At 44.7% G+C, this 22,697-nt stretch carries 24 protein-coding genes; 11 read left to right on the top strand and 13 right to left on the bottom strand.

The genetic code is table 11. The features are described 5' to 3' along the window. The first annotated feature begins 240 nt into the window (after positions 1 to 240). On the top strand, positions 241 to 468 hold the full coding sequence (locus NQ095_RS11400; RefSeq protein ID WP_060671434.1) for a hypothetical protein: 228 nt from the start codon (positions 241 to 243) through the stop codon (positions 466 to 468). A 46-nt stretch (positions 469 to 514) separates the two neighbouring features. Here the strand turns inward: NQ095_RS11400 and NQ095_RS11395 are convergent, their stop codons facing one another. The 8 genes from NQ095_RS11395 to queF all read right to left on the bottom strand — a co-directional run bounded on the left by NQ095_RS11395 (position 515) and on the right by queF (position 9,012). Then, entirely contained in the window at positions 515 to 1,582 is a 1,068-nt protein-coding gene (locus NQ095_RS11395; protein ID WP_258263616.1) for a nitric oxide synthase oxygenase, read from the bottom strand. Between the two features lie 114 nt (positions 1,583 to 1,696). After that, positions 1,697 to 2,212, bottom strand: coding sequence for a GNAT family N-acetyltransferase (locus NQ095_RS11390; protein WP_258263585.1), 516 nt, complete (start codon positions 2,210 to 2,212; stop codon positions 1,697 to 1,699). A 71-nt stretch (positions 2,213 to 2,283) separates the two neighbouring features. After that, the gene (locus NQ095_RS11385) at positions 2,284 to 3,255 is read right to left on the bottom strand and encodes an NAD(P)/FAD-dependent oxidoreductase (RefSeq protein ID WP_258263584.1); all 972 of its coding nucleotides are present in this window, start codon (positions 3,253 to 3,255) and stop codon (positions 2,284 to 2,286) included. An 86-nt stretch (positions 3,256 to 3,341) separates the two neighbouring features. Next, on the bottom strand, positions 3,342 to 5,216 hold the full coding sequence (gene abc-f / locus NQ095_RS11380; RefSeq protein WP_258263583.1) for a ribosomal protection-like ABC-F family protein: 1,875 nt from the start codon (positions 5,214 to 5,216) through the stop codon (positions 3,342 to 3,344). A gap of 228 nt (positions 5,217 to 5,444) precedes the next feature. Then, a complete protein-coding gene (locus NQ095_RS22510; protein WP_098351140.1) occupies positions 5,445 to 5,558 on the bottom strand; it encodes an RAxF-45 family protein in 114 nt (37 codons plus the stop codon). 80 nt (positions 5,559 to 5,638) lie between these two features. Beyond that, entirely contained in the window at positions 5,639 to 7,276 is a 1,638-nt protein-coding gene (locus tag NQ095_RS11375; RefSeq protein WP_258263582.1) for a DUF2339 domain-containing protein, read from the bottom strand. Between the two features lie 109 nt (positions 7,277 to 7,385). Further along, positions 7,386 to 8,234 (bottom strand): YitT family protein, encoded by an 849-nt coding sequence (locus NQ095_RS11370; protein WP_258263581.1) that lies wholly within the window; start codon positions 8,232 to 8,234, stop codon positions 7,386 to 7,388. A 280-nt stretch (positions 8,235 to 8,514) separates the two neighbouring features. Next, on the bottom strand, positions 8,515 to 9,012 hold the full coding sequence (queF, locus tag NQ095_RS11365; protein WP_258263579.1) for a preQ(1) synthase: 498 nt from the start codon (positions 9,010 to 9,012) through the stop codon (positions 8,515 to 8,517). 346 nt (positions 9,013 to 9,358) lie between these two features. Here queF and NQ095_RS11360 point away from each other — a divergent pair, with 346 nt between their 5' ends. From NQ095_RS11360 to NQ095_RS11345, 4 genes are all read left to right on the top strand, one after another. Next, positions 9,359 to 10,009 carry a cobalamin B12-binding domain-containing protein gene (locus NQ095_RS11360; protein ID WP_258263578.1) on the top strand — a complete coding sequence of 217 codons (651 nt, stop codon included), beginning with the start codon at positions 9,359 to 9,361 and terminating at the stop codon, positions 10,007 to 10,009. 107 nt (positions 10,010 to 10,116) lie between these two features. Then, positions 10,117 to 10,614 carry a hypothetical protein gene (locus tag NQ095_RS11355; protein WP_258263577.1) on the top strand — a complete coding sequence of 166 codons (498 nt, stop codon included), beginning with the start codon at positions 10,117 to 10,119 and terminating at the stop codon, positions 10,612 to 10,614. 23 nt (positions 10,615 to 10,637) lie between these two features. Next, the gene (locus NQ095_RS11350; RefSeq protein WP_258263576.1) at positions 10,638 to 11,195 is read left to right on the top strand and encodes a beta-class carbonic anhydrase; all 558 of its coding nucleotides are present in this window, start codon (positions 10,638 to 10,640) and stop codon (positions 11,193 to 11,195) included. A gap of 504 nt (positions 11,196 to 11,699) precedes the next feature. Beyond that, entirely contained in the window at positions 11,700 to 12,143 is a 444-nt protein-coding gene (locus NQ095_RS11345) for a GNAT family N-acetyltransferase (protein ID WP_258263575.1), read from the top strand. A gap of 42 nt (positions 12,144 to 12,185) precedes the next feature. Here the strand turns inward: NQ095_RS11345 and NQ095_RS11340 are convergent, their stop codons facing one another. Next, positions 12,186 to 12,500 carry a phospholipase gene (locus tag NQ095_RS11340; protein ID WP_258263574.1) on the bottom strand — a complete coding sequence of 105 codons (315 nt, stop codon included), beginning with the start codon at positions 12,498 to 12,500 and terminating at the stop codon, positions 12,186 to 12,188. A gap of 170 nt (positions 12,501 to 12,670) precedes the next feature. Between NQ095_RS11340 and NQ095_RS11335 the strand changes: the two genes are divergently transcribed. Beyond that, positions 12,671 to 13,174: a peroxiredoxin family protein gene (locus NQ095_RS11335; protein WP_258263615.1), complete on the top strand. Its 504-nt coding sequence runs from the start codon at positions 12,671 to 12,673 to the stop codon at positions 13,172 to 13,174. Between the two features lie 45 nt (positions 13,175 to 13,219). On the opposite strand, the gene NQ095_RS11330 is transcribed toward NQ095_RS11335, so the two are convergent. Beyond that, positions 13,220 to 14,131 carry a phosphotransferase gene (locus NQ095_RS11330; protein ID WP_258263573.1) on the bottom strand — a complete coding sequence of 304 codons (912 nt, stop codon included), beginning with the start codon at positions 14,129 to 14,131 and terminating at the stop codon, positions 13,220 to 13,222. A 114-nt stretch (positions 14,132 to 14,245) separates the two neighbouring features. Between NQ095_RS11330 and NQ095_RS11325 the strand changes: the two genes are divergently transcribed. Together NQ095_RS11325 and aldA are read left to right on the top strand one after the other, a co-directional pair. Continuing rightward, a complete protein-coding gene (locus NQ095_RS11325; protein ID WP_258263614.1) occupies positions 14,246 to 15,265 on the top strand; it encodes an NADP-dependent oxidoreductase in 1,020 nt (339 codons plus the stop codon). Positions 15,266 to 15,434: 169 nt separating this feature from the next. After that, positions 15,435 to 16,886, top strand: coding sequence for an aldehyde dehydrogenase (gene aldA, locus NQ095_RS11320; protein ID WP_309137637.1), 1,452 nt, complete (start codon positions 15,435 to 15,437; stop codon positions 16,884 to 16,886). 239 nt (positions 16,887 to 17,125) lie between these two features. Here aldA and NQ095_RS11315 read toward each other — a convergent pair whose 3' ends face one another. Next, entirely contained in the window at positions 17,126 to 17,362 is a 237-nt protein-coding gene (locus tag NQ095_RS11315) for a hypothetical protein (RefSeq protein ID WP_258263571.1), read from the bottom strand. Between the two features lie 160 nt (positions 17,363 to 17,522). Between NQ095_RS11315 and NQ095_RS11310 the strand changes: the two genes are divergently transcribed. From NQ095_RS11310 to NQ095_RS11300, 3 genes are all read left to right on the top strand, one after another. Then, positions 17,523 to 17,957: an RDD family protein gene (locus NQ095_RS11310; protein WP_258263570.1), complete on the top strand. Its 435-nt coding sequence runs from the start codon at positions 17,523 to 17,525 to the stop codon at positions 17,955 to 17,957. 281 nt (positions 17,958 to 18,238) lie between these two features. Continuing rightward, positions 18,239 to 19,039: a VLRF1 family aeRF1-type release factor gene (locus NQ095_RS11305; RefSeq protein ID WP_258263569.1), complete on the top strand. Its 801-nt coding sequence runs from the start codon at positions 18,239 to 18,241 to the stop codon at positions 19,037 to 19,039. Between the two features lie 194 nt (positions 19,040 to 19,233). Next, positions 19,234 to 19,521 (top strand): hypothetical protein, encoded by a 288-nt coding sequence (locus NQ095_RS11300; protein WP_060671453.1) that lies wholly within the window; start codon positions 19,234 to 19,236, stop codon positions 19,519 to 19,521. Between the two features lie 50 nt (positions 19,522 to 19,571). Here the strand turns inward: NQ095_RS11300 and NQ095_RS11295 are convergent, their stop codons facing one another. Next, positions 19,572 to 21,530: a phospholipase D-like domain-containing protein gene (locus NQ095_RS11295; protein ID WP_258263568.1), complete on the bottom strand. Its 1,959-nt coding sequence runs from the start codon at positions 21,528 to 21,530 to the stop codon at positions 19,572 to 19,574. A gap of 281 nt (positions 21,531 to 21,811) precedes the next feature. Next, a complete protein-coding gene (locus NQ095_RS11290) occupies positions 21,812 to 22,615 on the bottom strand; it encodes an RDD family protein (protein WP_258263566.1) in 804 nt (267 codons plus the stop codon). Between the last annotated feature and the right edge of the window lie 82 nt (positions 22,616 to 22,697).

The following is a 22,697-nucleotide window of genomic DNA, read 5'->3' as shown; positions in this document are numbered from 1 at the left end:
GAGGGACGGACCTATAATAGGTCCGTCCCCCAGTGTGAAGAATGAAAGGAGTGGCTTCACATAATGTATACTATGAGGGTTGTACTACTTGTGCTTGTACGATTGCCCATTTCTCCTGTTCTTATCCATAATAATCACTTTCATCTTAACACCTTAAAGCAGCTCGGCCCTTCCGGTGCTGTTTTTTTTATGGATATTTCTAGAAGAAAAAGAAACCCTACTAGTAAGGAAGGTGATAGCATGAATGAGGAGCAATTAGAAGATTTGTTTCATTTTTATGGATATGAAGATTTGTATAAGCGGTTTAAAACTCCCCTTTATGTCACAGGGATCATGGATGATGCCGACGCCGGACTGATCGAGGATTTCTTTGAGAACTTCACATTCGATGGTCCTGTTTTATTCGACGAGTTCAGGTTCTGGTTTCAATATTATGAAGTGTCCAAGAGACCGCCGTTTACTTTTTAACGGGAAAGAAAAGCTGCCTTCTGTACAGGACAGAAAACAGCTTCTTTTAGTATGGTTTATCTTGATAAAAGTAATTGGTCGAATTCCATGTGTTATCGAACTCTTTATGGAAAATATGAGTCGCTGCAGGAGAAACGGGAGGGATCAACCACGTCCAGTCTCCGGTTACATCGCGATCCGCGCTCTTCTCATTTTCTTCAAAAAGCCGGAACTGCTGGGCAGCCGTGTGATGGTCCACGATGCTTACCCCATCTTCTTTAAAAGAATGAAGCACAGCAATGTTCAATTCTATCAGCGCCTTATCCTTCCACAACGTGGCCGCTCTTGTAGTATCCAACCCCATGCAGCTCGCCACTTTCGGGATCAGATTGTAGCGGTTCTCATCGGCGAGATTCCGGGCACCGATTTCTGTTTCCATATACCAGCCGTTGAAGGGTGCCGTCTTGTATGAGATCCCCCCGATCTTCAATTCCATGTCCGAAATGATCGGGACACCGTACCACTTCAGTCCAAGGTCCCCGAACCAGTCGAATTCGGGGTGACGAAGAGGTACCTGCAAAGCAAGATGCGGCTCAACCACTCTCATCTCTGGAGGCTGATCTCCGATTTGCACGACTAAGGGAAGAACATCGAAGTCCGTCCCCTCCCCCTGCCAGCCAAGTTCCCGGCATTTTTGAGTGAATTCGATGGAATGGGGGTCTCCTCTGTACTGACCATTTTCCTCATAACCAGCATATCTGATCAGTTGATGGTTCCATAACCGGATATCGGGCTTGTTCGGATGAGATGATCTGAAAACCGTGATTGTCGGCCGGATCCTGCCTCCGTTCGATGCATAATCCAAATGACGGAAGAGGGCCTGGAACACGTCCTCTTCCGTCGAGGCTTCCCGTTCGTCAAACACGGTCAATGAATTCCAGAACAAGCGCCCGATGCAGCGGTTGCTGTTTCTCCAAGCCATTTTCGCTCCGTGGACCAGCTCTTCGTTTGTATGGGTGTAGGTCCCTATCTCAGTAAGTTCTTCTTCTATTTGTTGAAGGCGAAACATGATGTCCGATTCGCTTTTATTCAGTTCTTGATAACACTGTGTAATAAAGGCTCGTGCCTCATCCATGATCGGTGTCAATATAATCGCTTCCCTGCTAACTTATTCAGCGCATACTGTACCTTAGAGTATACCATTTTTCCTATACCTTTTTCCTTGGTACATTTGAACAACCATTGAATGTTAGAGAGTCACGGCTTTCTCATAGCATCGATATTCCTGGTGGCCCTCAGGTTTCGAGGTGAAATAGACAGAGCCACGGTATTCATATCCGAGTTTCTCATAAAGGGAGTTCGCCCCCGTGTTTCGGGAATAGGCATCCAGCCGGATACTTTCATACCCTTTTTCCCCAGCCAGTTCCTCACACTTTTTCATAAATGTCGTTCCTAAGCCTTTTCCCTGTTGAAGGGGATCGAGAAACAGGGCGTGGATCACCCATTCATTCCTGTGTTCCCACGGAATCTCCGACCATTCAGGTGACTGCCACTCGTTGAGAGTTGCAGATCCTGCGACCTCTCCGTCCACCATCAATACATAAAGGTTCCCGTTATCCATTTCTTCCTTAAAATAGGCACTGCTTGGGTAGTTGTCATTCCATTGCAGCAAGCCTTTTCCATCAAGATCATGTTTACATCTGATGTATACGTCCATGATGGTATCAATCTGCTCTTTCGTTGCCTGTCTTAATTGTATCTTCATGTCTTCCCCTGCTTATCCTTTAGTCTATTGTAGTGTTTGTTCAGAATATGGTCGTTATACGGACGGATCAATCATATTCCTTCTCGCTTCTCAGCGAGCCTCTTACCAGCTGAAATCCCCGATAAATAGGCACTCTCAAAACGCGTACGTCCAGCTTCATCATTCTCACGGAGAAAAGCATCCCCACATAGGATGATCCGCCCTTTTTCCCCCATTTCCTCGAAAGGAGTGCGTACCACAGCTTCTGCTTCTGAATACTTCCACCGTTTCAACTGAGCTTCTGTCACCGCACTTCCTTTTTCAAGATAGTTCTCCGCAACCTTTCGGATTTCCCCTAAGATATCGTCGTCCTCAAGGCTTTCGTTTCGCTTCGACCAATCCCCCGTCATATACACACTCACGGTAACAGTGGAGGAGATGCCTTTCTTATAGTGATCCACCACCCGCTCCACACCGTCAGGAAGCTCTTCATCTAAGTGACCTGGTGACGGGATACGGCTTGCCCCGTCAAAGGTAAACATGCCAACGAAGCACGGGGCAAAAGAAATAGCGGGTAAACGTAAATGTGCCGTACCCGTAAGCAATTGCATAACCTGGGGTACGGGAGCCGTCACTACGCAATGATTCGTCAGGATCTTTTCTCCAGTTTCAAGTTCCACTACCAGAGGTCCGTCCCTCCCGTCCCGAATGGAAGATACCCTGGTGTTCAGTTTGACAGGGATGGTTTTTGCCAGTTGTTTCGCGAGGGAGTTCATGCCGTCCGTGGATGTGTATCTGGGGTAGGGAGAGCCGAACCAGCGTTTCACCCATCCTGCTTTGAGCCACTTCTCTACCTCCTCTTGCAGTTCCGGGGAACGGACCGTGAAGAACTGGGCTCCATGATCTGCTTTCCCTCCCCCGATTCGCCTTGTGGCCAGCCTGCCACCGACACTTCTGCTCTTCTCCATTATGAGGATATCCTCTACCCCTTTATTCATCAACGTCCTGGCTGCCATGATACCTGACAGGCCTCCTCCAATGATGATCACTTCTTTGGCTTCCATGTTTTCTCATCCTTTCTTTGTTTCATTATACGAATTCCCCCTGGAAAATTGGAAGGGAGATGACTCCCTCCGCCATCTCCCTGTTCTTATGCCAATAATTCTTCTAAATCCTGATACATTTTGCTCCGTTCCTGTTCTTTCTGTTCTTTTTCCTTATACAGCTCCTGAATGACATCCAGGTCTGCCTGAGCGAGAAGCTTCTCTTCAATGGCAAAGATCTCGTCTTCCACCTTTTCAAGCCCTGCTTCGATTTCTTCCATCGTGCGGGAGGGTTTCTCCGCGACTGCTTTTGGTCTAGCTTCCTTCACCACTTGCACGACTGCCTCTTCCGGGGCGAGTTCAGGCAGCTTTTCCTTAGCCCAGCTGTAAGCCCCATCAAAGAAATAAAGCTCACCCCGGTGGATCCAATAGGTTTTCTTGAACAATTTATTCAAAAAGTACCGGTCATGGGATACGGCCAGGATCGTGCCTTTGAAATCCTCCAATGCATCCTCTAATACTTCCCTTGAATCAATGTCCAGATGATTCGTCGGTTCATCGAGGACAAGGAAGTTGATATCCTGGTGCATCAGCTGGGCAAGTCTGAGCCTCATCTTTTCCCCACCGCTCAGCTGCCCCACCTTCCGGAACACATTCGGCCCATAAAATAAGAACTTGGCGAGTATATGCCGGGCATCCCCTTCTGTTACAGGTACCTCTTCCCTGAAGGCATCGATCAACCGGACATTTGGGTCTGCCACCGTAAAGTGCTGGGAAAGATAGCCGAGTTTCACATTGCTTCCGATTTTCACCACACCACTATCCGCTGATTCTTCCCCCAGAAGCAGTTTGATGATAGTGGATTTCCCTGTGCCATTCTGACCGACGATGGCCGTGCGGTCCTTGAAGTGGACGTGGAGACTGGCACTCTCAAATAAAATCTTTTCCCCGTAGACTTTCGAAACCTCCTCCATGGAAAATACGATTTTCCCGCTCCGATCCGTTTCTTCAAATTCCAGTCCCATCTTCTTGCGGTCAAGGATCGGCCGCTTGATCTTCTCCATCCGTTCCAATGCTCTTTCCATATTCCGTGCCCGCTTGTGCAGGGCTTCATTCGGAGGATTCGCTTGATTCGCCCATTCCTTCAGCCTTTTGATGGCCTCCTTCATCTTCTTGATTTTCTTCTGCTGTTCCTGATACGCCTGGAACTCGATCATCAGGCGCTCTTCCTTTTCCTTTACAAATCCGGAGTAGTTTGTATGGTAAACCGTCAGCTCCCCGTCTTCCAGGTCATATACCTTTGTAATGACGTGATCGAGGAAATATCGATCATGGGAAATGCAGACGACGGTGCCATCATATTCTTTCAAAAAATCCTCAAGCCACTCAACCGCCACGATATCCAGATGATTCGTCGGTTCGTCAAGAAGCAGCAGGTCCGGCTTCTCAAGAAGGATCAGACCGAGGCAAAGCTTTGTCTGTTCCCCGCCGCTGCACGCATTGAAATCCTTCTCCACCAGTTCCCCAATGGCGAGGCCGTTCACGATCTTCGCAATATCGGACTCGATCTCATATCCTCCAGAAAGGGTGAATTGATCCTGAAGCTTTCCGTACTCTTCTAGTAACTGGTTGAGGGTATCCGGATTCTCTTCATTCCCCATTTTGGTTTCCAGCTCTTTTAACCGGTAACCAATCTGAATCAGTTCGGAAAACGCGGAACGCAAAACATCGATTCCTTTCGTACCTTCCTTATACTGTGGAATCTGAGCCAAATACCCTACCTTTGCTCCTTTTTTCAGATGAATGAGCCCCTTGTCCGGAGCTTCCACCCCTGACAATAATTTAAAGATGGTCGTCTTCCCTGTCCCATTCCGTCCAACGAGGCCAATCCGGGCTCTCTCGGGTATTTCAAAGCTCAAATCCTCAAATATCAAATGACCTCCAAACATCTTACTTAGTTCCTGTGCGCTGCAAATAATCATTTTCCTCTTCCTTTCAAGATCTATTTAGAGGTAAGAGGTTCATAAAATAAGCCATGGAGGAGCAGAAGGCTCTCCCATGGCTTTACAGAAATGCGGGACTTTACTGCACCGCACTTCCCCTTTAATAAAAGAAGGGACAAAAAAAGAGAGCGAAAACGCCCCCCTTTTTTCCGACTCTTTATAGAAAAGTGATTGGAATTGAGACCTCTTACCGTTCAGTATTCATATTCACTTGCTGAAAAAGGGCATACGTGTCCCCTTGAACGCAAATGCATGAAAAATTGCACGGCAAATGTAAATATAGTCTAAATACTTCCCACGCAATCCTACAGAACGATTCATCTCAATTCCACCTCCTTTTATCATTACACGAAATTTTATAGTTCTATTATATAATTATTCTGAAAGCTTTTGCAACGTGTTTATTCCTTTTTATACAGTATCCTCGATAACACGAGACCGATGACTCCGATTGGAATCAGGATCATGGCACGGATCGTGAAGTCCAGGAACACAAGGTCGGCAAGGAAAAATTTCACTAAGGCAAGGGCAAGGAAGCTGATCCCCACCCAGCGGTAGAACACATCCTTCCTGCTTTCCCCGTAGATGAGATAGCCGATGGACAGTGCGGCGATCGCAACGGTGAAGGCCGTCGTCCGCGGCGTGTACTCCCAGCCAATGACGATGAAATCCGTCAAGCGAAGGACAAAGAACATCACGAGACCGGTCAGCACGACTTTTAACGTGGTCGCTGAAACGCTCAAGAAAGAAGATTCCCTCTTGTTTATTTGAGAAATCAAATACATATACAGAAACGCCAGAATGAAAATCGGCAGCTCCACACTGAAGAAATCCTCCGATGCACTAGTCATCATTCCCAAGAAAGAAAACAACATCAAGAGAAATGATCCGGCAAATCCGACATAGCTTTCCCTTCTCCCCGCAAGCCACAACAGGGCATTTGCCTGAATCGCCACCAGCACGAAGCGCCAATCGTATTCAAACCATTCGAATAGGAAGAGGAGCACATGCAGGAATCCGAGGACAAGCAGGACATCCTTCGTCCGCTTCTTCTCCTTTGGTTCAATGAAGGAAATCCCGATATACACAGCAGCAAACGCCACATAATAGAAAAGGGGAATCTCTGCATAAATGTCATTCAACAATCCAAGAAGGATGAAGCTGCCTGTCACAAGGGCCGGTATCATCTCGGCGTTCACCCGTTCATCCCGATTAAGGACAATCAGGAGCAGGATATACGCGTGCTGGATCGCAAACGGAATAAGAACGGTCAGGGTGATCTCTCCGACACCAAACGCCGCAAAGAAAAACAGTGAAAAATACAGTAAATAATAATGTATATTCCAGGCTATCCGGTAACTTTTCAACGTACTGAACGTCATCAATACGAAGAACAGTACCAGTTCATAGCCGTAAAATAGCCACTCATTCCGCTCATCCCCTGCGAAAATGAACGGAAACAGGTATGCCCCTACCCCTATCAAACAAAGAATCAGTTGAGAACTGTGCTTGTGAGAAGCCCACAGTCCAACAGAAATGATTAGGATTAATAAAAGATTCGTGATGAGTCCCCCGATATAACCGTATAGGATATTAGCTGAAAATAACGTAATGATCGCGAGGACGATGCTTCCCGAAAGAAGCGTGATGGATAATTTACGCTGATCCCCGCTGAACCTTTCACCAAGCGCATACATCACGATACTGATCACGCCACCCGTCAACACCCGGAGCCCCGGTGAGACCCATCCGTTTTGAGAAGCCGCCATGAATCCCCAGATGCTTCCTATTAATAAAACGAACAAGAAGACTTTTGGGAGCCAGCGTTCGACGGAGAAATCAAATGGTTCTTTTTCGATGATGGGTTGTGCAGAAACAGCAGGAATTGATTTTTCAGGTTCCGGGTAGACCTCTGTTTTTTGGACGACGGGTGATTCGTTTTCACTCTTTGCCTGAATTAACTGCCGTTTCACGAGATAAAGCTCTTTTTCCAGAAAGTTGATTTTTTGTTCCAACCTTTTCAGTTCTTCCTTTTCCATACTTCCACCCCCCTACTTCTATTTATACAGGAAAGATGGAATATTTTCCTATATTTTTTTGAAGTCACAATAAAAAAACTCCACCCAATAAAAAGGTGGAGTTTCATTTCTAAGCTAATCGTTTAAAGTTTTGTCCAAGAATTTCGTTCATCGTGTGAACCGTGATGAACGCACGATTATCGACCTGGGTGATGAAGCCTTTCAGTTTGGAGAAGTCCTTGCGTCCAAGGATGGTTGTGATGACTTCCTTTTCATCGGACGTGAACGCTCCCGTTGCCGTATGGATCGTCGCTCCTTTCCCAAGTTCGTGCACGATGTAAGACTTGATTTCATCACTGTAACGGCTGATGATCACAATCTCTTTATTTGAATTGAACTGCTGCAATGCATAATCGATGACCAGTCCGTTCAGGATGACCCCGAAGAATGCATACATTCCGACTTGCGGTCCGAAAAGTACGGCTGAGGACATAGCGATTGATAAATCCGCCAGCAGCACGCCTCTGCCTACATCTATATTGAAATATTTATTAAAGATCAAAGCCACGATATCCGTTCCACCCGTTGATGCCTGCTGGTTGAACACAATCGCCATACCGATTGCGGCAATGCATTGACCGATGATCAATTGGATCAAGATATCATCACTGAGTGGCGCGCTCATCGGAGCAAATCTTTCTAATAACCAAACATAGAATGAAAGGGCGAAACTCGCGTAAATCGTTTTCGCACCGAAATTAAAGCCGAGAAAAATCACACCGACGATAAACAGAATGATATTGATGATAATCATGAACAGTCCAAGAGATATACCTGGAAACAGATCGTTCATGATGATCGACAATCCACTGACTCCCCCTGTCGCTAAATTATTAGGCGATAAGAAAAAATGGACATTCACAGACACAAGAAATGCCCCAAGATTCATCATTAAGAAGGAAAATATTCTTTGTCGCATCACCGCAACCTCCTTTTTCTTTAAAATTTATTTTGGTTTTCCGTAAATAGTTGAACAACGGGATTATAAAGCCCATCAAGACCCTTTGTAAAGGGAATCCGGTCAAAAAAATAAGGTTTAATAATTGTGAAAATTGGAAGGGTTTGCAGATGTGATGAGGACAAGGATGAGGTTTAACGACTAACTTTCAGGGTAAAGGGGGAATTTCCGCAAATGCCTCCACAGGGACATTGTAAAAAACGCAAAAAAAAACGATCCCATCAGGAATCGTTTTTACACTTTATCGATTATCTATTTTCTCCGGATACAAATCATGGTTCATCAAGCGATGGTCTGCCATCGTCTCATATTTCGTCCCTGGCTTTCCGTAGTTGCAGTATGGATCGATGCTGATTCCTCCACGCGGGGTGAATTTCCCCCACACTTCGATATAACGTGGATCCATCAATTCGATGAGATCGTTCATGATGATGTTCATGCAGTCTTCATGGAAATCTCCGTGATTACGGAAGCTGAACAGATAGAGCTTAAGAGATTTACTTTCCACCATCCTTTCACCAGGGATGTAGCTGATATAGATGGTAGCAAAATCCGGCTGACCTGTTTTCGGACAGAGACTTGTGAATTCAGGACAGTTGAATTTCACAAAATAATCCCGGTTCGGATGCTTATTGTCGAATACTTCCAAGATGTGTGGAGCATACTCAAATAAGTAGTTAGTCCCTTGATTACCTAATAATGATAAATCTGTTAAATCTTCGTCTTTTCTTCCTGACATGTAAAAATCCTCCCCTTCAGAGTGCCTCGAATGAAGGAGGACATAGCATTAGCCTAAGAATCGACATAACAGGCAGGAAAATTGCAAAAATTGTACTATCCTGTTACGCTTAAATGATAACATGTTTAAGATAATCCCATGTTAGATTCATAGAACCATAGTTTTTTATAGAGGGTTAATGCTATGAACCTCTCTCAGGTACTTGAGCGATAATTAGTGTTACAGAGGTTATATTAAATAAGATTTTTAGGAAAGTCAATCCAATTATAGATTGAAATTTACAGCAGGAATTTCGATTCTATCTATTGAATATAGTAATTGGTATTTTTGCTGGGAGTGATTATAAATGAATCAGCTTGTCAAGGCTTTCACCAAGTCTATTCTCACAGGAGACGTGCATTCATTATTTGAACTGCATTCCTCTTCCATCCATTCAAAAATAGATAATTTTACTTTTTACGAGAAAATTATTAAACCATCCATGTATAGAATTGGTGATCTTTGGGAGAAAAATCAAATTACCGTTGCAGATGAGCATTTAGCTACTGCAACTCTTAAATATCTACTTGCTACTGTTTTTACCCATCAAGAAGCTTTAGAAAACCAACCTAAAGCTCTTTTATTTTGCATTGAGGGTGAACAACACAGTTTGGGACTGGAACTTGCGAACGAAGTATTCAAAGAAAAGCAATGGAATACCCGTTACTTGGGAGCCAACGTCCCTGTCAAAGATGCGTTAACCTTCATTAGCGCTTGGAAACCCCATGCCATTGGGATATCCATTGGTATGACGACAGAACTGACCCGATTAAAAGAGTGCATCGAAGAAATCAGAGCGCATCATCAGGAGATTGACATTCTTGTCGGTGGCAGACTCGTCTCCCACTACTCCCTTGATTTCTTGGAAAAATCAAAGGTGACAAGCTTTCATGACTTGTTGGAACTCAATGACTATCTCACTGACATGTCCAATGGGCTTATTTCCTTGAAGGGCTAACTCCTTAATTACATGCAGCCGACAATATGAGGTTCTGATATTAGTACCATTCGTCTTTTACGAGACGCAGCAGTGACGTCCGGAACCTTTCTCTAGGGAGTGATCGTGTGGAAAATTTACACTTATGCCCTATCCCTTATCTGTTACTGGATAGGCAGTTTAGCTTAATAGATGCTTCAAATTCAGGCTATGACTTGTTGATGCCCGGTGAAAACTTCATGTCCATCGTGGAAGAAGAAAGTTCACCTAAATTTGCCCGGATCCTTCACAAACATACTAAAGGCGAAATGGAACTGAATGTAAAGAAAAACGATTCCTTCGAGCTATTCGACATCTTCTTTCAGTTTTCAGACATCCAGCAGTATTTCCATGTTGTCCTCATTGCCAAGGATCATCAATACCAAAAAGTATCCGAGCAAATGAACAGCTTGTTCGATTTGATGGGTAATCCCGCTTATTCGAGAAAAGAATCGAACCTGACAGAAGTACTTGCAAAAATTTCTTCATTATATTTAAAGCTTTCCAATACATCTGATTGGAATCGGCAAGAAATTATGGATAAAATAAAAGAGATTGAATATCACATTCAACGAAATGTGAAATAATTTTATTTTATAGGAGAGACGATATGACTTTATTAACGAACATACTTGATTACAACCAGCAATTTGTAGAAGAACAATCGTATGAAGAGTACCGGACCACCAAATTCCCGGACAAGCGCTTAGTGATTCTTACCTGTATGGACACTCGTTTAGTAGAGCTGCTCCCTAAATCCATGAACATGAAAAACGGAGATGTGAAAGTCGTCAAAAATGCAGGCGCCATCGTAAGCCACCCATTCGGAAGCATCATGCGCAGCCTGCTTGTGGCAGTCTACGAACTGCAGGCAGATGAAGTTATTGTCATCGGTCATCACGACTGCGGCATGAGCGCCATCAACAGCAACAGTATCCTTGATAAAATGAAGGAACGCGGCATTACGGAAGAAACACTCGAGACCGTCAACTACTCTGGAATCGACCTCCACGACTGGCTGAAAGGCTTCAGCTCCGTACAGGAAAGCGTCGCCCACAGTGTGGACATGATCAAGAACCATCCATTAATGGATAAAAAGATCCCCGTTCACGGACTTGTCATCAGTCCCGAAACCGGGAAACTTGATTTGGTAGTTGAAGGGTACTAAAAAAAGCGGAGGCGGCTTGTTTAGAGGCGACAAGCATAAGGCGAGAACGTCGGAAAGGCGCTCTTTGCCTTTTTGACGTTCTTGACTTATGACCTCGAGCCTCTAGCCGCCGGAGCTGGACAATCAGAAAAGCGCAGGCGGCTTGGGCAGAGGCGACAAGCATAAGACGGAAATGACGGAAAGGCGCTCTTTGCCTTTTTGGCATTTCTGGCTTATGACCTCGAGCCTCTAGCCGCCGGAGCTGGACAATCAGAAAAGCGCAGGCGGCTTGGCAAGCCCGACGAGCATAACTGTTTAAAAAACCATGAAGGCGAAATCCGCCTTCATGGTTTTTTTGTATCCTTTGGAGGGACGGACCTCAAAAATCACACCTATTTACGAGGTAAACCCCGTCATAACAATATTTACGGATAAAAATCCACTACTCTTTCCCAATTCATATTGAACCTCACCGTCATGTTATTCCCCATCTTTCATAAAATAGTGTATGGAAGGGGGGATTGAATGAAGGTATGTCGTGCTCGTCTTTCAGACTTGGATGGTCTTGTAGGACTTTTTAATGATTATCGTATGTTTTATCATCAGAAATCGAATACGATTGGTGCGAGACGGTATCTTGAAGGCCGCCTCGCACATGATGAATCTGTGATCTTTGTCGCCCTTCACGATGATGAATATGTAGGGTTCACCCAGCTGTATCCTTCTTTCTCCTCCGTTTATATGGAGCGGATCTGGAAGCTGAATGACCTTTATGTTTCCAAAAAGGCCCGCAGACTGGGTGCCGGACAGATGTTATTAGACGCTGCGAAGGAACATGCGGTTCAAACCAATGCAAAGTCGGTCATTTTGGAAACGGACCGGGACAATGTCCAGGCACAGGCATTGTATGAGAAAAACGATTATATAAAGGAGGAAACGGTTTATCACTATACTCTGAACCTAAAATAATTGAATCAAGAGGGTCCAAAGAATAACGGACCTTCTTTCATGTTATATCCAAGACCCCCTGCACCTTCGCCTTCCACATCGATTCTCCTGGCACTTAACCCTCGTCTGCAGCTGCATATATTGATAGAAAAGAAAAGCATGCCGTCCCTTCCGTGTATGAGGATCGATTTCACCCTCCAGTTTCTTCATGAACAGCCGGTCACACTCACATGTCGGGCCGTGTCGCTCATAGCATAGGTCATGGGCTTTGCATGCAGCGTCAACCGAATTGACGGGTGCACCCGGTCCGCTGCATCCCGGACCGCACCACTTGTATTCCGGGAAAATACATAGTTTCGGTCTGCCACCATTTCTCATAGAATTCATCCTTTCCAGTCATGATCTGCACAATTGTACGTTTTATTTCTCAACAAAAGGGAAATACATCTTATGAAAGAAATTTACACTACTATACTGTATGTAATCGCAAGAGGCCGGGTTTGTCCTAACGCCTATTTGACAAGTTAGAAAACACATAGGAGGAATGAATAATGGCTTTTCAATTAAAAGATAAGGTACCAAATTTCAAGCTCCCTGCAGTTTCAGGTGAAACCTTCTCGTTCGAGGATCATCAGAAAGAACATCAAAGCTGGCATCTCATCGTCTTCTTCAGAGGGTCATGGTGCCCTGTATGTCAGGAAGAATTAAGGGAGCTTCAAGCAAATAAAGAATACTTTGAAAAAGAAAATGTTCATTTACTGACGATTTCAAGTGATAAGATGGCCGATCTACAGGAGTTTGCCAATAAAGAAGATCTGACTTTCCCTGTACTAGCCGACGAAAATTTAGAGGCGATCAAAGCTTATGACGTCTTCTATCATGGAGAAGATGCTCCGTATGATGATCACGGACAGCATGGTGAACCGGCTTACTTCCTTGTGAATGAAAAAGGACAGGCCATGTACCAGCAAAGACAAACGAGTCCATTCGGCCGTCCCCATGCCAATGAACTTCGTAAGATCGTAAAATATATCCAAAAGAATGTGAAGTAAGAGAAATAGAAAGCCTGGTTGACAGATGAGTCAACCAGGCTTTTATTATGTCAGAGCAAGCTTCAGGCTTTGCTGAGCTTCCACCACCGTATGGGGCTGACTTTCATGGTAGCCGTAAAGAAGTAAAACCACGTTCGTATAAACCGCTTTGAATCTGGCATAGTCCAATTCTTCCTCCCCAACTTCTCCATATTCTTTTAAAAATTGAGTCCTTCCTTTTGGAGTGAGAAAGCTGTAGATAAGATTTAAATCAATGGCCCGGTGACCAAGATGGACATCCCCCCAATCAAGGACCCCTGATAGGGTGCCCTCTTTGTCTACCACGATGTTTTTAAAGTGAAGGTCGCCATGTACAAGTGTGAGTTCCTCGGGCAAAGCCTTACTCGGTAAGTTCTGAAGAAACCTTTCTAATTTTTCCATTGGGTGAAATAGGTTGAGATCTTTAATTTCTTCCATGTTTTTTTCCAAGATGGGATGCCGCTTTACAACATCCAACCGGGAAAGCTCGTCATATGGTACTCCATGTTTTTCTGCTCCTGCCACAGTCGTTCCGTGAAGCTTTTTAAGAAACCTGGCCAATTTAATGGCAGATTCCCCTTCTCTCATGACTCCGGATGACTCTGATGGAATCGTCCCCTTCACAAAACGATATCCGAGAAACGGCCATTTGTAGAGAGACGAAGGTTTACCGTAATAAGCAGGAACCGGAATTTGAAGATCCGGGCCGCTTTCATCAAGGAGTGGCAGAAGCACTCCTTCCGTTTTCAAAAGTCTTACGGCAATCTCTCTCCTGGGAAACCGAAAAACCCAATCGTTATTTACTACCATGACCGTATTGTCAAAACCATAATCTAAAATCTTGATGTCAGCAGGAATCAACTCCGGAAACTGGGATTCAATCAATTTTTTAGCCTGACTGGAGGTGACAGCTACTTCTGCATCCCATAGATTTGGCACATTTATCACGCCTTTCTCAAGTGTTATTCTTTGTGGAATCTAAACTTAATGTGATAAGTTTCAAGTAATCGGAAAAAAATGAATATAGTCAAATTTCAAGGAGGAATCGTTATGCTGCCTGAAACACAGAAACAAATTCAATTAGTATCCCGCCCTGAAGGAATGCCTGTCAAAGAGGACTTCCTTTATAAGGAAATCGAAGTGTCAAAGCCATCCAAAGGGGAAGTACTAGTGAAGGCTCTTTATCTTTCCGTGGATCCTTACATGCGCGGGAGAATGTCTGATGCCAAGTCCTACGTTGCTCCTTTCCAATTAAACGAAGCGCTCTCCGGCGGAGTCGTCGGGGAAATCGTGGAATCACAGTCCGAGCACTTCCAGAAAGGGGATTTCGTAGTCGGCATGCTTCCGTGGCAGGAGTATTCCCTTGCCAATGAGAAAGAGGTCCGCTCCATCGATCCAGATGTCGCCCCGATTTCTACGCACCTAAGTATCCTCGGGATGACTGGATTGACGGCATATTTCGGACTGATGGATATCGGACAACCCAAAGAAGGCGAAACCGTTGTCGTATCCGGAGCTGCAGGTGCAGTAGGATCAGTGGTTGGACAAATCGCCAAGATCAAAGGCGCCCGAGTTGTCGGGATCGCAGGATCTGATGAAAAAGTCAGCTATCTGACCGATACCCTCGGGTTTGACGAAGGAATCAATTATAAAACGACGGACAATATCTACAAAACATTAAAAGAAGCATGTCCAAATGGCATCGACGTGTACTATGAAAATGTCGGTGGTGAAATCGGTGACGCTGCCCTTAGTTTACTAAACAAACATGCACGTGTACCAGTATGCGGCGCCATTTCTTCTTATAATAAGACAGACAGGGACCTTGGACCGCGTGTTCAAACGAAACTGATCAAATCCAGCGCACTCATGAAAGGCTTTGTCGTCAATGACTATAGTGACCGCTTCAAAGAAGGCGCAACTGAGCTTGGCAAGTGGCTATCACAAGGAAAACTGCAATACGAAGAAACGATCACAGAAGGCCTCGACAACGTAACCGACGCCTTCCTCGGACTCTTCCAAGGAAAAAACATCGGCAAACAACTCGTCAAAATCGCCGACCCAAGTAAATAATCGTCGAGGGACGGACCTCCTTATTCTCACTTGAAACCCTGATATATCAACACTCAGGTATGCGTGAGGGAGGTCCGTCCCTCTTTCTTTTGCACATCCTTATGTTTACTCCTCCCCATTGGACGGGAAAAGAGGAAGATATGTGATTAACAGTTCAGGAGGAGGAGTAATGGTGAAGAAGTATCAGTTATATGTGAATGGTGAGTTTGTTGATAGTACGTCCAATGAGACGATGGATGTTATTAATCCTGCGAATGAGGAGACGATTTCTTCTATACCTTTAGGCACGGAAGAGGATGTCAATCAGGCAATCGAATCTGCCCATACGGCATTCCTTTCATGGAATAAGGTTCCATCGAAGGAACGGGCTTCTTATTTATATAAAATGGCCGACAAATTGGAGGAGCGGAAAAATCAATTTGTGCAGATGCTGACGGAAGAAAACGGGAAGACATTGGATGCCTCTGAAGGTGAACTGGATGTTGCCATCGAGTATTTCCGCTACATGGCGGGATGGGCACTCCGCTATGAAGGAGAAATCCTTGAGAGTGAACGGTCTAACGAGAACATACTGGTTTATAAGAAACCGATCGGTGTTGTCGCAGGAATCGTTCCATGGAACTTCCCAATGTTCATCCTGGCGAGAAAAGTGGCACCGGCGATCGTGACAGGCTGTACGATTGTCCTGAAACCCAGTCAGTATACACCGAATACCGCTTGTGAGTTTGCTAAGATCGTAGATGAAGTGGGACTGCCCAAAGGGGTCTTCAATCTCGTGACAGGGAAAGGGTCGGATATCGGGAATCCGATGTCCAGCCACCCTAAAGTGCGCATGGTGTCCATGACAGGAAGTTACCCTGCAGGTTCGAAAGTGATGGAAGCCGCATCAAAATCGATCACGAAAGTAAACCTGGAACTCGGCGGCAAGGCTCCGGCCATCGTCACGAAGCATGCCAATATTGACCTGGCCGTTGAAAAGATCAAGACATCCAGGATCACAAACTCCGGGCAGGCATGTACGAATGCTGAACGAGTATATGTACATGAGGATGTGGCAGAAGAATTCATCAGTAAAATGACCGAAGCCATGAAAAACACAACTGTTGGAGATCCAACAAACCGCGATAACGAGATCGGTCCCCTAGTAAATAAAGACCGCCTCGATACCGTTACGGAAATGGTCAACACTGCCATCGAAAACGGGGCAAAGGTGCTTACTGGCGGAAAGCCGGTTAACATAGAGAAAGGCTTCTACTATGAGCCTACCCTTCTTGTCGATGTGAAGCAGGAGATGGACATCATCCAGGAAGAAATCTTCGGGCCGGTACTGCCGATTATGACGTACAAGGATTTTGACGAAGTGATCGAGCTTGCCAACGATACGGAATATGGTCTTTCGTCTTCGATTTTCAGTGAGAACCTCCATGAAATCATGAGGGCCGCAAACGAGCTTCGTTACGGGGAAACCTTCGTCAACCGTGAAAATTTCGAGGCCATCAATGGATTTCATGCTGGCCGCGGTCAATCGGGAATCGGTGGAGCAGACGGGAAGCACGGACTGAACGAGTACCTTGAAACACATGTTGTTTATCTCGAGTATGATGAAAACTATAAGGGTTAATAGAACGAAAAGCCTGACCGCTATCAAGGTGATAGCGGTCAGGCTTTTTATCTTGATATATTTCTCCAACAAAAAAAGCCCTGAGCTTGTTCAGGACTTTTTAATATGCGGTATTTGAAAGTCTTATGAGAGGATAAAGAAATTCGCTAAAGCAATTAATAATAGAATGATAGCAACACCTGAACTCATCCAAAGAATATCGTTAAAATCCATTTTCAAATCAGCCATTTTATCTTTATTTAGCAACGTACTTCACTCCCTTGTAGATTTTCAATAACGCCGATGACTTTAAACAGGGACAGGTCCATTTTAGGATTGGTCGCTGTAGAGCAATTCGAGCACTCTATCTGGTTTACATTCATCGTCGAACGGAACTCATTCGAACAATGCGTACACTCCAGTATATGTAAATCCTTGGTCTTTCCCTTCCGATCAAATTGAATACGCTCTCTACCCTGGTTAATATAGCTCATCATTTTCTCTCCCGTCGAATGTTATTTAGTACATATTTACCCGGTGTAAAGAACATAAAACATGATTTATCTGATATCTTACAGAAATAAGGGATTTTCACACATTGACTCTTTCGAACTATGCTACAATTCTTATATAACATTGCTGAAAGGAGCCTTTGCTATGATCAATCAACCTGCTGGCTTTTGGACACGACTTGGAGCAGGACTTGCCAATGGATTATTCATCAACGTCCCTCTCCTAGTACTATTTGGCGTTGTAACGGATGAATTAAACCCTGACGACCCCATCATTTCCTTCATCATGTTCCTCTACTTCTTATTAACACCTGTCTTCTGGAAAGGGTACGACGTAGGAAAAAAGACCATGGGCATACGAATTGTGAAAAAAGATGGCAGCAATATACATATAGGGAATATGTTGATGCGAAATGTAGTGACCGGAGTGTTTTATCTGATTACGTTTGGTTTCGGTGCCCTTCTCAGTGCATTTTTCGTCATATTCCGAGATGATAAGCGTGCAATTCACGACTTTGTGGCAGGGACCTATGTGACTAAAATGACTCCTGAGGAAAGTTTGAAACAGGTAACCATGTAAAAAAACAACCAGCTCCTGCTGGTTGTTTACAATTATTTCTCCTAATCTGTCCCTATTCGAAATTCATCCTATTTCATTTCCTCTAAAAGTGAGACGCATGAATACTTCCTATCCAGCAAGACAGTTTGCCACTCTATTGATCGTGCATTCTCCCCTTCTTATTGGATCCAATTAAAATTCCACCCAAAATATCTAAACAATTCCCTTTTTTTACAAAATAGTGTTTAAACACATCCTCAACCGTTTATATGAAAAGTAAGCATTCGATAAGGAGGAGTTCCATGTCTTTAAAGAAAACCATAAGTGTGTTGGAAAATTTATACTTACAGAAGCCGGACAAATTATTGACGATCTACTTAAATACCGACCGCAGCGACCCTGATCAGCAGGGTGGGGAGTGGAAGATCGCCCTCAAGAATGGATTCAACCGACTCGAAGAATATCTTGAAAGCGCTCCGGAGGAAAAAGAAAGACTCCAAACCATCCGTCCGAAAGTGGAGAACTATGTGCACAGCCTGGAACGTGAACTGCCTCGGAGTTTCATCATTTTCGCTTCAGCGGACAGTGGGATTTGGGAAACGTTCGAACTTCAGGTGCCTGTTGAAACGAATTTCTACTGGGAGGAGAATCCTCATCTCGACCAATTGAAGGCTCTGCATAAAGAACATCCTCATACGGGTCTCGTGCTTCTTCAGCAAAATCAAATCAAAATCCTCACTGCTGCATTCGGGGAAATTCAGTCCAGCGAATTCTTGGAATTCGATTTGGAAACCGACGACTGGCGTAAGCATGAAGGACCACACCATGCAGATGTAAGCATGGGAAGCGGCGGTGGAAAAGCCAACCAGCAGGAGGAATACGAAAATCGTTTGAAAGCCAATCAACAGCGCTGGTGGAAAAGTCTCGGCAGCATCCTCGACAAAAAAGCAGCCGATGAAAAATGGGAGCGAATTGTTCTTGTTGGAGATAAGGAAGAAGCTGCTGTGTTGGAAGAAAGCATGAATAAAGAAGTTCATGAAACCATCGGAAAAAATTTATTGAATGAAAATGAGCATAAAGTTGTGGAGAAAATCCTGGCATAACCACAGTGTCCACCGTCTTTCATCTGGACGGTGGTTTTTTTGTGGGATAAAAGTATCTGCCCTTCTCTGTTTTCATCTACAAGATTCCCACTATATCTCCCCCTCCCCAGCAACCGAATCTAAAACAAATCATCCAATCAAACAGGCACAAGTCCCCCTAACGTTCATACACTGAGATAAGGAGGTGTGTGTCCGTGCTTTCACGTATAAAATGGTTGTCCTTTTCAATTGAATTATTTTTGGCTGTCCCCATCTTTGGTAATATCGCCGGAGAATCGATACCTTTTCTACTCTGTCTAATAGCCCTGTGGCATGCGAGCGTATTATACATTTCCAGGTCGGAAGATCAGCCGATTCTCGGAAGCATCCTCGGAATCCTTGCTTCCTTCCTGAACTTCTTCCCGATTATCCGATTGATTGCCCATGCAATCACTGCAATTGTCCTTATCTTTGAAATTCAGAAGGCACCCGGGATGGAATGACCAAGTAAAAAGGATGGTTCTCGACATGAGAACCATCCTTTTTTTATGTTTTACTGAAGCATTCCGCCGGCGTTCGCGTATCTCGCATTGAACTCCTGCAGGAATTGATTCGTGATGCTATCGTCATGGATGATGAGCATATTTTCATCATTTACATTATTTCCGTTTTCACTCCAGTTGGTCGACCCCACAATGACCGTTGGATCACTGTTTGTATCCGCGTCGATGAGCATCGTTTTGGCATGAAGCTTGCGGCTCTCATTGGCAGCGTACACCGGTGCAGGATTCGCCCAACGTGTATTCGGATTATTCGTACTCGTTTGGGTGGCCGTTCTTCCCGTCATTTCGATGCTCGCCGACCACCATTGATTCCAGAAGCTCGGATCGAATACGCCTTTTACCTCAAAACCTGTCAGCGTTCCCTGATTATCCACATAGCTTCCTTCCCATTTGTTCTTCAACTCGTCCACCAATGCCTGATCGCTCCAGGCGAAAATGGTGAAGTAGGCGTTTTTGTCCGCTTCCGTTTTCACGAGTTCCCTCATGCGTCCAACAGCGTCATCCCCGGAGGAGAAATATATTTCGACCGTATCTCCACCGATTGTAAGGGTATGGGGCGTATTATCGATTTTCCGTGTACTGAAATTGGAAACTGCATTATTTGGCGTCGTCGTCCCGCTTCCCCACATTTCTTCAAATTCGGTTTTATAAATAGAGGCAAGCTCAGGGGAATGGACTTCTACGACATGCTGCTGATTTCCGTCAAGGATTCCTTGTTCCATGTTTTCTTCCGTTCCATAGAGTCCTGTAACCGTAAAGTTCCAGCTGCCCGTGAAGACCCATTTCCCATCTATGACAGCAAATTTGTTATGCATCTGATTGCCGGGAGAATAATAGCTGTCCGCGGCTTTCCATTCTCCTTCAACAAACATATAGCCTGTTGTAGCCGTGTTTCCGACTGTCACGTTCCGCTGCGGGAAATCATTGTAGCTTGCTGGTAAATTAAATGCCGCGCGCTTCCTTGCATCTTCTACAACAAACATGGGAGAATCCGATAAAATATGGGCGTCGTCCCCTGTCCCGACAACCCCATCCTTACCTCGGACAAGCTTCTCCAAGTTTAAACGCATCGTTTCATAGCGTTCTGCGTAGTGGGGATCAGTTCCGTCCTTCGCGTCTGCCAGGATTCGTACATCCACCCCTTGAGCAGCTTTTTCCATTAACGTTTCGACCACCCGTGGCAGATTAATTTCATACGTGGCAAAATCAATGGATGTAGCCGCTTCATTCAGCCGCTTCAATAATCGATCCTCGAGATTGACATGGTAGTTTGCTTCATTTCCAGGCATGGCGTATTGAGTGGATGCGCTTTTATTAAAATAGACATTGATGGCACCAAGCTCTTCGCTCACATTGGTAATGGATTCGCTCCCATTACCCGTCGGTGCTGCGGCATTAGCCGCTTTAGGTGTCCCGAATCCACCTTCGTATGATATGGTTGCCGTACTCCAATTCGTTGAAACAGTACCATTGACAGTTGGATCGACCCTCGACATCGTCGCTTTCGTCGTATTGTCGCCTGCATACCATCCATTTACTACGTCGATGATGGTACCTGACGCATCCTTCAAGTACAGGGTTTCATCGGAATTCCCAAGGCTTCCTGTATATACTTGATCAGCTGGAACGGTTGAAATCGTGCTGTCGCTCGTTCTTTCCAGCAAAAAATAGTCCTGTGCTGCGACTGTTCCGCTTAAGGTAATGCTCGGTGAACCATCCTGGGCTTCAAGCACCCATCCGTCCAAGGATAAATCAGATGCAGTCGGATTGTGCAGTTCCATCCATTCATTATTATAAGAACCCGTCGTTCCCATCCAGGCAACTTCATTAATGACGGCTGTCTGCGTGGCTGCTTCTACGCTCTTATTTCCACTCTGTGGCTGAATCCATCCTCCCGTCAGTATAAACAGGATACTGATAATCGATAATGATACCTTTTTTGTCCTCATACCCTTTCCCCTTTCAGAATGCATATATATTAAAATGATTACAGTACAAGTATATTTTGTCGCATTTTGTAATGTAAGGGGAGGATGGACATGATTTTTCTAACCATTTTGTAAATTTTGTAGATGCAGTGTAAACTACCGCCTCTATATCCCTACTAGTTTTACTTTATTTACTAATATATTTGGTCTATATGAAGAAAAACCTTTAGTTAAAAGGAAAGAATCTTATATAGGTATAAAGACTCACAAAAAACAGCAAAGTCCTCTTCAGACTCTGCTGTTTACAATTCAATTTCCCAATCCTCCCTCATTACCAAATACAGAAGGAGAAGGTTGTTTTCAAGTTCTTCATAGGTCATCCCATCCATATCGATTCCAAGTTTCGGGAACAGGATATCGGCCAATTGTTTGCTTAAATGATTCCGCTTTGCAAGGGGCAATTGCAGGAACCGGTTCGCGTACGTTCTGACCAGATTCCACTCTTTTGTACCGAGCTGCTTCAACGTCCATTCTTCGACTGACAGATCTTCTTGTCTAAGACCACGTTCCCGGATTTCTTTTTCGATGGCCTTCTCTTTCTTCTTCCCTTTCACCCGTCGTTCGTGTACGACGATGGTTCCTGCCACGATGTCCCCCAACCGTTTATGCTTTGAATGAAGGAAGATCATGATCATCCCGAGAAAATAGGAGACGGGAAGCATGTCGATGATTCTCATCAGATTCCGGATGAAGCAGGATAAAAGTGTCACACTGTGGCCATTCTCCTGTATAACACGGATGCCCAACAGCCGTTTGCCCACTGTTTTCCCTCCCCAGAAGTACTCCAGGACGAAGAAATATCCCCAGTTAATGACGAAGATGGTGATCAAGAAGAACCCGAGGAGAACTGAGTTGAAATCGAACATATTTATTTTCAGGTTATCGTCTGCGATGGCGAAAAACAGGAGCACCACAATCGAAATGTTAATGATGGTCAAGATGATTTGATCGATCATAAGGGCTGCGGCACGGCTGCCCAGGCCCGCCGGCTGAAATTTCAGGGAAACGAATTCGGGCGTCCTGATATCGACCTGTTCTTCATGCATATCCATTCCCTCCTTTTGGTTGAATTTACCTTTAATGGTTTCTATTTTTTTCTAAACTTACTATAATAAGAGATAAGAAATC

Origin of the sequence: Rossellomorea sp. SC111, from assembly GCF_024733565.1 — a bacterium.
In the GTDB taxonomy this organism is placed as follows: domain Bacteria; phylum Bacillota; class Bacilli; order Bacillales; family Bacillaceae_B; genus Rossellomorea.
The sequence above is the reverse complement of the archived record's forward strand: the minus strand, read 5'-3'. Positions and strand labels throughout refer to the sequence as shown.